This window comes from Streptomyces sp. NRRL F-5630 (assembly GCF_000719475.1).
Taxonomy (GTDB): domain Bacteria; phylum Actinomycetota; class Actinomycetes; order Streptomycetales; family Streptomycetaceae; genus Streptomyces.
In genome coordinates this window covers 155,754-168,953 of the sequence record NZ_JOGO01000004.1, presented here as the reverse complement: position 1 = coordinate 168,953, position 13,200 = coordinate 155,754, and the positions used below count along the sequence as shown (strand labels likewise).

The following is a 13,200-nucleotide window of genomic DNA, read 5'->3' as shown; positions in this document are numbered from 1 at the left end:
AAGAAGCCGCTTGCCGTCCGGCCGGAAAGGCCCCGCTTCGTCCCCCGTCGACATCTGCCCGCAATGTCGCCACCCGCTGAATCGTCCGGACCGCCCGCTTCCCTCCCTTTTCCTCCCGGGACTCGCCCCTTGTGACGCGCATAGATCATCAGGTTTGAGCCCCGGATGGCCGGAAATCGCGGTAGCGGCGCCGCTTCGGCGAACGAGGGTGGCGTGCCCCTCTCCTCGGGTCCCGAACACCCGCCCAGGGTGGCGTCGCCGGACCCCGCGTACTCACGTACTGAGACGGTGTGGGGCGGGTCCGGGGCGGTGCGAGTGCGGCGCGGAGGAGATGGGGCGCGGTGGCATGAGCGCGGCTTCCGGCGCGCGACGGGGGGAACGGCGGCGTGAGGGCGGCTCGGGGCGTGCGAAGGCGGCGCGGCGCGGACCGGCCTCAAGCCCTTGTCCGCGCCGCGCCGCCCTGTCCTCCGCGCGGGCCCGCTCAGTCGTCGTAGTGCGTGGGCGGATACGGGTCGCGTTCCTTGCGGGCCTCCAGCTGGTCGGGGCGCGCCTCGCCCTTGCGGACCTCGCGGTCGATCTCCGTCTTCTCGTCCCTGTACTGAGAGCTCTCCGTCACCCGCCTGGGCGGGTTGGTGTCCGTGGCCGGCGGTACCTCGGCGGGGTCGTACGGGTCGAGCCCGGCCCGCACCCGCTCTTCCTCCGTGCGTGCGGCGAGCCGTTCGTCGTCGGGCCTGAGGGGCATCCCGCGACGGGGGCTGTTCTCCTCGGACTGGGAGCGGTGGTGCTTCGACATGCGGCCTCCTGGGGGAGCGGGGCGCCCCGGCGAACGGGGCGCGCGACTGCGGTGCCCGCACTCTCCAGCGTCCCATCACGACCATCTCTGTCAAACGGGGTGAAACGGTGGACAGCGCCCGGAGTACCGGCAATGCAGGGCGTCGCCGCACCTGCCTCCGGGCGGCACCGCCACCGCGCCCGCTCCGGGGAGCCGCGCGCCGGGATGCGTCCCTGGCGTACCCGGAGCAGCCTGGAGGCGGAGAGGAGTACACGCATGCGCAGCTACCAAGGTCCCGCCCTGCTGCTCGGTGAGGGCACGGGGGTGAGCGCGACCGGCATCGACGTGGTCGTGTCCCTCACGGTCCTGGAGCCCTCGGACGGCCCCGAGGGCCACGGCGAACCCTGGACCGTGACGCTGGAAGCGGCGGCCGGCTCCCGCGCCCTCGCGGACCTCGCGGGCCTGGCTCTCCTCCTGCGCCTGCCGACCGGGGCCGAGGGGGAGGTCCTGCTGGAGTGGGTCAGTGAGGACACGGAGGAATCGGGCCGGGCGACGGGGAACGGGCCCGCGCCGGTGTGAGCTGCGGATACGGGAGCCGCGGCTGGCACGGGCGCTCGCGGGCGTGAAGGCCGGCCGGACCGGCTGACGGGCCGACGACGACACCGCGCGCGGCACGTGCGCGCCCAGCGGTACCTGGCCGCCCCCGTGGACGAGGGGCTGTCCACGCCGAGGCGGCGCTCTCGCGCCCAGCGGAGGGGTGCCCTCGGCAGGTGACGGCCTCCCGCACAGCAGAGGATGCCCGCCCGCACAACGGAGTTTGCGCAGCCTGCATTTTTGCCTAATATGCACGACGTGACGAACGACCACGCGCCCGTCGGCGGGCTCCGGCAGCGGAAGAAGCGCGCGACCCGCGCCGCCCTCGCCGAGGCCGCGATCCGGCTCGCCGCGGAGCACGGGGCCGAGAACGTCACAGTCGAGGCGATCAGTGAGGCAGCCGGGGTCTCGCCCCGTACCTTCTTCAACTACTTCGCCAGCCATGACGACGCGTTCGTCCTCATCGACGAAGGCGTCTCGGAGCGCATCCTCGCAGCCGTCCGCGCCGCTCCCGCCGAGCTGTCGCCGCTGGAGGCGGTCCGTGCGGCTTTCGTCGGCGAACTGACGGGCTTCGAGGAGCGGCAGGAGCTGCTGAACCTGCAGTTCGAGGTCTTCCAGCGTTCCCCGCACCTCATCGTGCGCGCCCTCAACTCATACTCCAGCGACGAGCGGGAACTGGCCCGCGCCGTCGCCACCTGGCTGGGGCGGCCCCCCGGCGCCGCCGCGCCCGCCCCCGTGCCCGCTCCGGCGAGCGACCCGGGCAGCGCGGCGCGCCAGCGGGAGCCGGGGGACTGGGCGGGCGCCGACATCCCCCTCTTCGCCCGGCTGCTCGCGGCCGTGGCCCACACGGCGGTGCGCGTCACCTTCGAGCACTGGTGCGCGCGCCCCGCGGACACCGACCTCGCGGAGACCTTCGCCGAGGTCTTCACCCACCTCGCCGCCGGACTGCGGCGGCCCACCGACTGAGGGGCGGACGGCTCCCCACCGGCAAGCGGCGCCGGTCCGCCGCCCCGGGTGTCCCCGTCCCGCATCCCCGTACCGACCGCTCGACCCCCGACCGTCCCGGGAGCACGGTGTCACCGCCTGTTCCCTCCCGGCCCGGACGCGGCCCCGCCGCACGGGCTCCGCCCTGTCCCCGCACGTACCACCGTCTCCCTTTCAAGAAGGACAACGTGAGCACAGCCGAGGCGACCGCGCCGTCGCCGACCTCCATGACCAACCGCCAGATACTCCAGGCGATGTCGGGCCTGATGGCGGGTATGTTCGTCGCCATCCTCGCGGGCACCGTCGTCGCCAACGCCCTGCCCCGCATCATCGCGGACCTCGGCGCGAGCCAGTCCTCGTACACCTGGGTCGTCACCTCCGAGCTCCTCGCGATGACCGCGACGGTGCCGCTGTGGGGCAAGCTGGCGGACCTCTTCAACCAGAAGCTGCTCCTCCAGCTCTCGCTCGGCCTCTTCATCGTCGGCTCGCTCGTCGCCGGCTTCTCCCAGGACGTCATCACGCTGATCGTCAGCCGCGTCCTCCAGGGCATCGGCGGCGGTGGTCTCACCGCGCTCGCCCAGGTCGTCATGGCGGCGATCATCCCGCCGCGCCGCCTCGGCAAGTACGCGGGCATCTTCGGCGCCGTCTTCGCGGTCGGCACCGTCGCGGGCCCGCTCGTCGGCGGCGTCCTCGTGGACACCTCCTGGCTCGGCTGGCGCTGGTGCTTCTTCATCGGCGTGCCCTTCGCCCTCGCCGGGATCATCCTGCTCCAGCGCACCCTGAAGCTGCCCACCATCCGCCGCGAGGTCCGCATCGACTGGCTCGGCGCCTTCCTCATCGTCGCGGGCGTCTGCGACCTGCTGATCTGGACCTCGCTCGCGGGCGACACGTTCGACTGGGCCTCGACCGAGACCGGGCTCCTCGTCGGCCTCGGCGTCGTCCTGCTCGGGCTCGCCGTGTGGGTCGAGACCCGCGCGAAGGAGCCGATCATCCCGCTCGGCATCTTCCGCAACCGCACCGTCACCCTCACGACCGTCGCGAGCTTCCTCGTCGGCATCGCGATGTTCGCGGGGACCGTCTTCCTCTCGCAGTACTTCCAGGTCTCCCTCGGCAAGTCGCCGACCGTCGCCGGGCTCATGAGCCTGCCGATGATCTTCGGCCTGCTCGTCTCGTCGACCGTCGCCGGGCAGATCATCTCCGCCACGGGCAAGTGGAAGATCTACCTGGTCGCGGGCGCGATCGTCATGACCGCCGGTCTGGGACTGCTCTCGACCATCGGTTCCGACACTCACTTCGGGCTGCTCAGCCTCTACATGGCCGTCATGGGCCTCGGCGTCGGCATGCTCATGCAGAACCTCGTGCTCGCCGCGCAGAACGACGTGGACGCGCACGAACTCGGCGCGGCCACCTCCGTGCTCTCCTTCTTCCGCTCCCTCGGCGGCACGATCGGCACGAGCGTCCTCGGAGCGGTCCTCGCCCACCGCGTCAGCACCGAGCTGAGCACGGGCTTCAAGGACGCGGGCATCCCGGCGGGCGAGGGCGGCGGCGACTCCGTGCCCGACATGACGAAGCTCCCGCCGCAGATCAAGGACATCGTCGAGCACGCGTACGGCGTCGCCACCGGCGACCTCTTCCTCGTCGCGACGCCCTTCGCCTTCCTCGCGATCATCGCGGTCCTCTTCATCAAGGAGAAGCCGCTCAAGACGACGAGCGGCATGGAGCGCCTCGCCGCCGAGGGCGGCCCGGCCGCCCCCGACGCCGCAGTGCCCGACGAGGTCCCGGCCCCGCGCGACGCTGCCGTCCTCGGCAAGGAGACCTCCGGCAGCGGTACGGCTCCGGGCGCGGCCCGCGACTGAGCCACCCGTCGGCGCACACCGCCCCCTCCCGTCGTCACGGGGCGGGGCGGTCGTGCGTGACGATGGGCGCGCGGGGTGCGGCGGTCGCGCGGGTGCGGCGTACTAGCCTCGGCGGCATGGAGTACGACGAGCAACAGCGCGACATCATCCTCCGCATCATCAGCCTCCTCACCGCGTCGGCTGAGTGGATGCGGGCCGAGGAGGGCACGGAGGACGAGGAAGACGACCTCAGCAGGCTCGGGCTCGTCGGCGACCTCGTCAAGGAGGTGCTGCCCGCCGTCGAGATCCCCGAGGGCACGGCCGTCTCCGACCTCGGGGCGGTCATCGGGGAACAGATGAGCCACGCGCTGACGCGGCTCGCGGCGGGATTCGTCTTCGCCTGGTCGGAACTGGCGGAAGCGCACGACGAGGGGCGGGGGGACCTCAGCTCGGCGGACGTGCTGCGGGAGCTGGCGCTGGAGGTGGAGGCGCGGCGGGGGTGAAGGAACCGGGGCGCGACGCCCGCCGTCCGGCCGGGCGCCCCTGCCTCCGTCCCCGGGCCCCGTTCCTCACCCGCCGGAGGCGGCGCCCCGGCGGCCGGCGCCGACTTCCCCGGCCCGTACCGGCGGAGCCATCCCGCCGTCCGCCAGGTCCTCCGCCAGCAACCGCTTCGTGATCGCGTCCAGGGCCGCGCGGACCTCCGCGTCGTCCGGCCGCTTCAGCGTCGCACCGGTGGGGGCACCCTCCCGTACGGGCTCCTCCATGCCCTCCAACTGGTCGCGGAGCCACCGCGACCACGCCCCTGTGATGAGGGCCGTCTCGCGCTCGCCCGCCGGGGTGTGCGAGAGGACGGAGCCGTGACGTGTCACGTACCCCTCCTCCACCATCCGGTCGAAGACCGGGACGAGGACCTCGGGCGGCAGCCGGTGGCGGGAGGCGATGACGCCGATGCTCGCGAAGCCCACCAGCCGCGTGAACAGGTAGATCTGCATGACCGCCCACGCCCCCGCGATGTCGAGGCGGGTGTCCGACTCGGCCACGAGCCGCCGCCCGGTCTCCCGGGGCGCCCTCAGCATGATCCGGGCGACCGCGAGTTCGAGCACGTCCTGCGAAGCCCGTACCGCCGGGGCCTGGAAGCCCTCCCCGAGGTCCGTCGAACCGCTGCGCGCCGGGTCGTTGAGCTTGACCTGCCGCAGGAACAGCGCCACCAGGAAACCGAAGACCGCGACCGGTACCGTCCACAGGAACACCGTCTGGAGCGACTCCGCGTACGCGTGCACGACCGGCGCGCGCGCCGCCGGCGGCAGTGCGTGCACCCCTTCGGGACTTCCCGCCCCGCGCGCCACGACCGCCAGGTCCAGTCCCGCCGCACGCGCCCCCTCGCCCACCCCCGTCCGCAGTCTCGGCGTGAGCGCGTTGGCGTAGATGGTCCCGAAGACGGCCGTGCCGAAGGAACTGCCGAGGGTGCGGAAGAAGGTGACGCCAGAGGTCGCCGCGCCGAGGTCCGCGTAGTCCACGGTGTTCTGCACCGCGATCGTCAGGACCTGCATCGAGAGCCCGATCCCCACCCCGAGCACGAACATGTACAGGGACTCGCGCCACACCCCCGAGTGGTTGTCCATCCGGGACAGGAGGAAGAGCCCGGCCCCCATCACGAGCGTCCCGACGATCGGGAAGATCCGGTAGTGACCGGTCTTGCTCACCACGTTGCCGCTGAAGACCGAGGCGATCAACAGGCCGATCACCATGGGCAGCGTGCGCACGCCGGAGATCGTCGCGGAGTCCCCATCCACGTACTGGAGGTAGGTGGGCAGGAAGGTGAGCGCGCCGAGCATCGCGAAGCCCACGACGAAACTGAGGATCGCGCACACGCCGAAGACCGGGTTGCGGAAGAGCCGCATCGGCAGCATGGGCTGCCGTGCCCGCGTCTCGGTGAAGCAGAAAAGCCCCAGCCCCGCGATACCGGCCGCGAAGAGCCCGATGATGACGCCAGAGCCCCACGCGTACTGGTTGCCGCCCCAGCTCGTGGCCAGGATCAGCGCGCTCGCCCCGATCGCGACGAGCGCGATGCCGAGGTAGTCGATCACCGGTTTCACGCCCGCGCGCACGGAGGGGATCGTGCGCGCGGCGGCGATCACCACGACGATCGCGATCGGCACGTTGACGTAGAAGGCCCAGCGCCAGGTCAGATGGTCCGTGAAGACCCCGCCGAGCAGCGGCCCGACGACCGTCGAGACCCCGAACACGGCCCCGATCGCTCCCTGGTACTTGCCGCGCTCGCGCAAGGGGATCACGTCCGCGATGAGCGCCATCGCCGTCACCATGAGCCCGCCCGCACCGATCCCCTGGAGCGCGCGCCACATGATGAGCAGCAGCATGTCCGAGGCGAGCCCGCACAGGAACGAGCCGGTGATGAACACGATCGCCGAGACCTGGAAGACGACCTTGCGCCCGAAGAGGTCGCCGAACTTGCCCACGAGCACGGTCGAGACCGTCTCGGCGAGCAGGTACGAGGTGACCACCCACGACATGTGCTCGCCGCCCCCGAGGTCGGCCACGATCGTCGGCAGCGCGGTGCCCACGATCGTCTGGTCGAGCGCGGCGAGCAGGATGCCGAGCGTGATCGTCGCGAAGACGATGTTGCGGCGGCGTTTGTCCAAGACCGGCGGCTGCGGGGCGGTGGGTGCCTTCTCGGGAGCGGTCGTCACGCTGCCAGGCTCACACCGGGCCGCACGGCCTGCACGAGGTGCGCACCCGGAAGGGGAGCGGGTTCCGTGGGGGAGTGCAGGGGGTGGCGCGGCCCGGTCGGGGGCCCGGTCGGGGCGGGCGCGGGGGCAGCCGGTGGGCGCGGGGCCGGTGGGTGGACAGGGCGCGCGGCGCGCTCCCGGGGTCAGCTCGCCGGCAGGACCACCGGCGCGCGCTCGGCGCCCGCGTCGCGGTGACGGCGCAGCAGATACGTGTCCATGATCCAGCCCTTGCGCGCCCGGGCCTCCTCGCGCAACCGGACGAGCGGCGTCGACACCTCGGAGAGCGGCCCCGAGACGAGCAGCTCGTCCGGGGTGCCGAGGTAGGCGCCCCAGTAGATGTCCAGGTCCTCGCGCCCGGCGTACGCGGCGAAGCGCGTCTGCGCGTCGAGCATCACGACGACATCGTCGGCCTCTTCGGGGAAGCCCTCGGCGAGCCTCCGCCCGGTGGTGATCTGCACGGCGCCACCGATCCGGTTGAGCACGGTACGGTGCCGCGCCGCCAGCGTCGCGGGAGCGGTGACCCCCGGCACGACGGTCGTCGCGAAGTCGATCCCGTCCGCGCGGACCTCGGCGAGCATCCCGAGCGTCGAGTCGTAGAGCGCGGGATCGCCCCAGACGAGCAGCGCCCCGACCCCGTCCTCGCCCAGCTCGGAACGGAACAGCCGCCCGAAGAGCGCCGCCCGCGCCGCCCGCCACTCGTCCACGGCCCGCGCGTACCGCTCGCGCCCGGCCCCGCGGTCCCTGTCCCGCTCGGGATCGGGCACGCTCACCACGCGGTACGCGCCGGGGTCCGGCAGATGCGCGTCGAGCATCCCGTACCGCAGCGCCGTGAGGTCGGCCTTCTCCTCGCCCTTGTCGAGCACGAAGAACACCTCGGTGTCCCGCATGGCCTCGACCGCCTCCAGCGTGAGCTGCCGCGGGTCCCCCGCTCCGATCCCGATGACGTGAATGGTTCGCACGGGAGGAGTCTGCCGCATGGGGGAGGGGCGAGCGGGTGCCGGGGTACGCGGCCGGGCGGGCGGAGGCGCTGGGTGCGTGGGTGCGCGGGCGAGGAACGGCAGGCCGCCACCACTACGTGCGGGCGCGGGGTGCGCGGGGGGCGGGCGCGACCGGCTCAGCCGCGAAGCCGTGGTGCCTCGGCCACGGGGTCCACCCCGTCCCCGTCCCGCCCGGCCGCGTCGAGGCGCCCCGCCAGCGCGGTGGCCCAGTCGACGAGGCCGGGCAGGTCGAGCCCGTACCCGTCCCGGCACCCCTCCAGCCCCGCCGCGCCGCGCAGCAGCAGCCGTGCCCCGCCCCGCCCGTTCCCCCGCGCCGCGTGCGTCAGCCCCACGGCGAGCTGGGCGAGCGACCGCCACAGCGCCCGTTCGCTCTCGGGCCCGCTCTTCCAGGCGTCCTCGAAGACCTCGTGCGCGTGAAAGGGCCGCCCGGCGTCGAGCAGTGCCTGCGCCTCCCGCACCGTCTCCGCCCCGGCCCGCACCACCCCTTCGGGCTGCCGCGCCACCCCGCCGGGGTCCCCGTACGGAAGAGGCCGCCCCAGCCCGTCGCGTGGCCGCGCACTCCGTGCCCGCCCCTCCGCGTCCCTGTCCCGCTCAGCCAAGCCCCCCACACTCCCTCCGCGTCACCCGAGCCCCCGGACGTGCGGTAATGTACTTCTCGCACGGCGCGGGGAACACCTCAGCCGGGCATCGGGACGTGGCGCAGCTTGGTAGCGCACTTGACTGGGGGTCAAGGGGTCGCAGGTTCAAATCCTGTCGTCCCGACTGGAGACAGTCGGCTTTTCAGGGCCGGTACCGGAGAGATCCGGTACCGGCCCTGAGGCGTTGTTTGGGGACCAGTTGGGGACCAACCGGAGGCCTGGCGCCCCTGACCGGGTCAGCGGGTCATGACGACTGGACGACGACTGGGCCCGGCAGCGAGCGTGGTGCGCTCAGCGCGCTGAAGTGGGCGGAGAGTGCCGCCCCGGCAGCCGTGATCTGGCGGACGTCCGGGTGCAGGTAGCGCTAGGTGGTGGTCAGTGAACCGTGGCCGGCGATCCTGCGGAGCTTGCGTCACCTCCAGACGCAGCGCCTTGGGCAGCACGGCCTCCTCACAGAGGCCCGCCTCAACCTTGTGCCATTGCAAACCCGGCAGTAACCGGTGGGAAGGTGGCAGCGCCCTCCCCTTGGGCCCCTGGCCGCAGTCCAGCTCCACATCACCAAGGCCAACCCTCTGATCGAGGGCAGGGGCCACTCGCCTCTGTGCCGGCACGCTCAACACAGCGCGGCGGTAGTGCGCGGAGACGACCTCCTGGCCGTCGCCGATCTCATGGCGCGCACCGACTCCGACTGGTGCAGCAAGTGTGGCGGCTACGCCCTCCGCAGACTTACCGACACCCAACTCTCCTACTACTGTGCGGCTCACCGCCTGCACGACGTCAACGAGCGGCTTGACAGCCAGACCGGAGTACCCGACTCAGACCCCTCTGCGGTGATCGCCTGCCTGGACGAACTGGCGACCTGGCAGCCGGTCGATGAAGCAGAGTCGTGCAGCAGCGACTCCTGGCAATGGCAGGAAACCGTCCGCGACCTTACGCGAATGGCCGCCACGTCTCCTGCCGTCACAAGGCCCTCGTAAGTCGGCCGCTGGCCTGCTCAAAGTCGGTGAGTTTGCCCAGGCCGACTCACCCCAGCGCGGCGGGCTGGGCGACGGCTTAACCGAAGGGGGTGTGGCGGGGTCGATCTGGGGCGTCGTCCGACTCCGGGTGCGGGTCACACCGTGTGCCCGGCGCTTCGCAGCAGTGGCGGGTTGAGCAGCCAGGCGTCACCGCGGCGGTAGAGGGCAGCCGGGCGGCCGGTGGGGGGGAAGCGTTGATCGCCGGTGGGCTTGACGAAGCCCGTGGTGTTGAGCACCTTGCGGCGGAAGTTACTCGGGTCCAGTTGTTGGCCCCAGATCACTTCGTAGACCGTACGCAACTCGCTCAGAGTGAGGAGTTCCCCGCAGAAGGCCGTGGCGACGGCCGTGTATTCGAGCTTGCTCCGGACCTGCTCTAGGGCTTCGGCGAGGATCGCCGGATGATCGAATGCCAACGCCGACTGCTTTCCTTCCAGCTGGGAGACGGGAGCCCAGTAGGCGCGTCGGGCGTCGGTGCCGCCCACGGGGGCGGGCAGGTCCGGTCCCAACGCGAGATAGGCGATGGTGACCACTCGTCCCCTCGGGTCGCGTCGGGGGTCTCCGTAGGCGCCGAGTTGTTCGAGGTGCAACTTGTTCCCGTCGATTCCGGCCTCCTCGCGGAGTTCACGGAGCGCGCCCTCACGCAGGGTCTCGTTCTTCTGCACGTAACCGCCGGGCAGCGCAGGCCGACCGAGGAAGGGCTCCACCCCGCGCTCGATCAGCAGCACCATCAACTGCCCGGACCTGATCGTGAAGATCGCCAGGTCGACGGTCACCCATGACGCCTCCACCTCGGTGGAGTCTTTCAGCCAGTCATCCACGCTGAACCCCTAAAGGTCACCTTGACTTAAACGCCTGCGCGACTTATGGTCCCACAGACCAAAACGCAACGAGGGCAGGGGTAGGGCATGTTCACTTCCCATGCGCCATCAGCCAAGGCGGTGGGGGACGAACCTTCCGCCGCCACCCGTCACTTATGCAGCGGCGTATACGTGGACGAACGCTTCCGGGATCTCGTGATCGACGAGGTGTGCACCGCCCCGTACCGCAGGGTCGCCCCGTCCTACGGTTTCGACATCGTCCCAGTCATGCGCCACGCGTGGCGGGCCGCCGCGCTGACCGCGCTGCTGCGGGGGACGGTGGCCGGCGCGGTGGGTGTCCCGGTCTTCGTTGGTGCCCTGCCCACCGCCGTCATGGTCTCCTGCGGTCTCGCCCTCCTGTGCCTGATTCCGCTCGCCGTAGAGCTGAGGAAAATGGACCGGGAGGAGCCTGGGCTCGACCGGATCGGCCGGACCAGGCGCAGCAGGCGGAAGGCGCGGAAGCCCAAGCGTCGGGGGCTGGGGCCGGTGCCGGGCCCTCGGGCTCTGTTGAGGTGGCTGTTCCCTCGTAGATACTCGGAGAGCGCACACGCACTCAGACGCGTCGGCTGGGCTGCGCTGTCCCTGACGTTGGTCGGCCTGATGTTCGCGCTTACTCATCCGCGCCAGGCGACTACCGCCATCCACATAGGCGCGGGTATCGCGTTCGTGTGCCTTGGCGTAGGAGCTGTAAGGCAGTTGATACTCCACCGCATCATGCGGGCACCGGCTCTGCGGCCCCGGTACCTGTCCCGCCGGGAGCAGGCGGCAGACACGGAGCAGCACCATCCCTGTGCGGTCTACCGCCGCGCTCGTCATAGCGAGGACGGTGACGAGGACGACTTCGCTGTCTTCACGCTGTTTGGCGACGAGTCGCCCTTCATTGGAGCGGGTGAGCTGGTCTATCAGTGGAACCCGCCCATGAGCATCCAACTGCTCCGACCCTCTGACGACGACGGCGCACCGCTGCACGAACGTGAGCACCCCGTCCCTCCGTTCCGGGCGCATGAACTGGTCGACTATCTGCGCGAGGCGGTCCAGTTGCTCGACACCGACAGCCAGGACGTCCGGCTTCCAGCACGAGTCACCGACCGCGTGTACGTCGCCGAGACCGATGTGGCGATTGACCGTTCGCTTCTGACCCGCGAGTTCGACGCAACCCGGCTGCGGGAGATCATTAACACGCCCGGATCGAAGGAGTACCACTTCCTTGAGGTGACCACTCCTGCCGAAGGGGCCGAGTTCGTCGCGACGGTCCTGCTGCACATCAGCGTTCAAGGGCGCACGCTGAGCATCTCCACCGCCGCGTGCGTCCTCGCCCACACGCCGAGATCTTTCCAGCGCACTGCGGAATTCGGGCACCATGGTGTCCTGGCAGTCGCCTGGGCGGCCTTGCGTGAGCTCGCCGAACTACCTTCGGAGATCCGACACTCCTGGCGGCTCATACGCTATCTCTATTCCCTGGCGAAAGCGGTCATATTTCCCCACGATCTCACCTCCACGCCAATCCGAAACGTCCTGATCGGTAGCCGCGTGAGCATACGAGAGAAGTCGGCGCAGGAATGGTCCAAGATCCAACTAGAGAAGACCGACATTCTCGGCCGGATGAAGACGATCGAGCGCCGGCTACTCCGGGCTACCGGTGACTTCCTGGCCACTCACGACGTGGACGCGTCCGAGTTCAACGATCGCGCGACCAAAATCATCAACAGTGGCATCTTCAACTTCGGCGACAACAACAATTTCAGCAACAACGCCGTGGGCGACGCCGCACAGGTCGGCGCGTCCGCACATGAATCGTCAGGTCCCAATCCCAGCGGTGGAGGAAACAAGTGAACACCAATCGCGGAATCGTCAACCACGGCGACCACAACGATTTCAAGAACAACGCCATCGGGGAGAACGCTCGCGTATTCCAGGCCGATCCCTCCCGCCAGTCCACGCGCCCCGCCGAGGTCGGCTCGGACGGCGAACCGGCCGCCGCCGGATGGGACATCGGTGTGGTCACAATCTTGAGTGAGGAACTGCGCTCCGTAGTAGACGAGTTGAAACTCGAACGGCACAAGGTGGGTGGCGGGCTATATTTCTACCAGGGCGAACACACCACCCCAGAGGCAACCGTACGCATCGTGGCCACCCAGAGTCAGAGCCAGGGGCAGCGCTCGGCAATGGCCGCCCTGGAAAACCTGCGCCGCCACTACACCCCGCGGCTGTGGGCGCTCGTGGGCGTGGGTGGAGGAATCCACGACCAACACGCGCGTATCGGCAACGTCATCGTCTCCACCGAGATCGTGTACTACGAGAACCGCAAGATCAATCCGCTGGGAGACGTCCGCCGGCGCGGCGAACACCGCCAGGCGCCCGCACCGGTCGTCCATGGGGTGAATGCCTTCTTCACCGATCACGGAACCCCGGCACGGATCCACGGCCAACTGGCCACGCACGCATCGGAGGAATTTGAGGTCTACCCAGGCTTGATCGGGTCCGGTGAAGCCGTCATCGCGGATCGGGAGAGCGATATCCGTGACTGGCTCAAGAATTATCATGAGAAGGTTCTGGCGGTCGACATGGAAGCCGGCGGACTGAGCCAGTACTGGCAGGAGAACTCAGTCCATGACGCCATCAATCCCGGCTGGATCGTTATCCGGGGCGTGTCCGACAATGCCGACCAGGAAAAGGGGCACGGCTTCCATGAACTGGCGGCCCGGAACGCCGCGTACATCCTAAGAGAACTCCTGACCTATCTCTGCTGACTCTCCGCC

General features: G+C 70.4%; 11 protein-coding genes, 1 tRNA gene and 1 pseudogene. 7 read left to right on the top strand and 6 right to left on the bottom strand.

The features are described 5' to 3' along the window. Positions 1-481: 481 nt before the first annotated feature. A complete protein-coding gene (locus IF99_RS0103295) occupies positions 482-793 on the bottom strand; it encodes a hypothetical protein (RefSeq protein ID WP_030994774.1) in 312 nt (103 codons plus the stop codon). 255 nt (positions 794-1,048) lie between these two features. Here IF99_RS0103295 and IF99_RS0103290 point away from each other — a divergent pair, with 255 nt between their 5' ends. The 4 genes from IF99_RS0103290 to IF99_RS0103270 all read left to right on the top strand — a co-directional run bounded on the left by IF99_RS0103290 (position 1,049) and on the right by IF99_RS0103270 (position 4,688). Further along, positions 1,049-1,351: a hypothetical protein gene (locus IF99_RS0103290; RefSeq protein ID WP_030994773.1), complete on the top strand. Its 303-nt coding sequence runs from the start codon at positions 1,049-1,051 to the stop codon at positions 1,349-1,351. A gap of 264 nt (positions 1,352-1,615) precedes the next feature. Continuing rightward, positions 1,616-2,332 carry a TetR/AcrR family transcriptional regulator gene (locus IF99_RS0103285; protein WP_030994772.1) on the top strand — a complete coding sequence of 239 codons (717 nt, stop codon included), beginning with the start codon at positions 1,616-1,618 and terminating at the stop codon, positions 2,330-2,332. 245 nt (positions 2,333-2,577) lie between these two features. Beyond that, positions 2,578-4,206, top strand: coding sequence for an MDR family MFS transporter (locus tag IF99_RS0103280; RefSeq protein ID WP_107048928.1), 1,629 nt, complete (start codon positions 2,578-2,580; stop codon positions 4,204-4,206). 116 nt (positions 4,207-4,322) lie between these two features. Continuing rightward, entirely contained in the window at positions 4,323-4,688 is a 366-nt protein-coding gene (locus tag IF99_RS0103270) for a hypothetical protein (protein ID WP_030994859.1), read from the top strand. Between the two features lie 66 nt (positions 4,689-4,754). Here IF99_RS0103270 and IF99_RS0103265 read toward each other — a convergent pair whose 3' ends face one another. The 3 genes from IF99_RS0103265 to IF99_RS0103255 all read right to left on the bottom strand — a co-directional run bounded on the left by IF99_RS0103265 (position 4,755) and on the right by IF99_RS0103255 (position 8,538). Continuing rightward, complete coding sequence (locus tag IF99_RS0103265; protein ID WP_030994770.1) at positions 4,755-6,893, bottom strand: MDR family MFS transporter; 2,139 nt, start codon at positions 6,891-6,893, stop codon at positions 4,755-4,757. 182 nt (positions 6,894-7,075) lie between these two features. Further along, on the bottom strand, positions 7,076-7,891 hold the full coding sequence (gene cobF / locus IF99_RS0103260) for a precorrin-6A synthase (deacetylating) (RefSeq protein ID WP_030994769.1): 816 nt from the start codon (positions 7,889-7,891) through the stop codon (positions 7,076-7,078). Positions 7,892-8,046: 155 nt separating this feature from the next. Continuing rightward, positions 8,047-8,538: a DUF309 domain-containing protein gene (locus IF99_RS0103255; protein ID WP_234340569.1), complete on the bottom strand. Its 492-nt coding sequence runs from the start codon at positions 8,536-8,538 to the stop codon at positions 8,047-8,049. An 80-nt stretch (positions 8,539-8,618) separates the two neighbouring features. Here IF99_RS0103255 and IF99_RS0103250 point away from each other — a divergent pair. Next, positions 8,619-8,692, top strand: a tRNA-Pro gene (locus IF99_RS0103250). 120 nt (positions 8,693-8,812) lie between these two features. Here IF99_RS0103250 and IF99_RS35540 read toward each other — a convergent pair. Continuing rightward, positions 8,813-8,974: pseudogene (locus IF99_RS35540) on the bottom strand (site-specific integrase); the annotation flags it as partial. Between the two features lie 705 nt (positions 8,975-9,679). After that, positions 9,680-10,402: an NUDIX hydrolase gene (locus tag IF99_RS0103235; protein ID WP_030994766.1), complete on the bottom strand. Its 723-nt coding sequence runs from the start codon at positions 10,400-10,402 to the stop codon at positions 9,680-9,682. 87 nt (positions 10,403-10,489) lie between these two features. On the opposite strand from IF99_RS0103235, the gene IF99_RS0103230 reads away from it, so the two are divergent. Then, positions 10,490-12,274 carry a hypothetical protein gene (locus IF99_RS0103230; RefSeq protein WP_030994765.1) on the top strand — a complete coding sequence of 595 codons (1,785 nt, stop codon included), beginning with the start codon at positions 10,490-10,492 and terminating at the stop codon, positions 12,272-12,274. After that, a complete protein-coding gene (locus IF99_RS0103225) occupies positions 12,271-13,191 on the top strand; it encodes a hypothetical protein (protein ID WP_030994764.1) in 921 nt (306 codons plus the stop codon). The genes IF99_RS0103230 and IF99_RS0103225 overlap by 4 nt, the downstream gene beginning before the upstream one ends. Positions 13,192-13,200 lie beyond the last annotated feature (9 nt).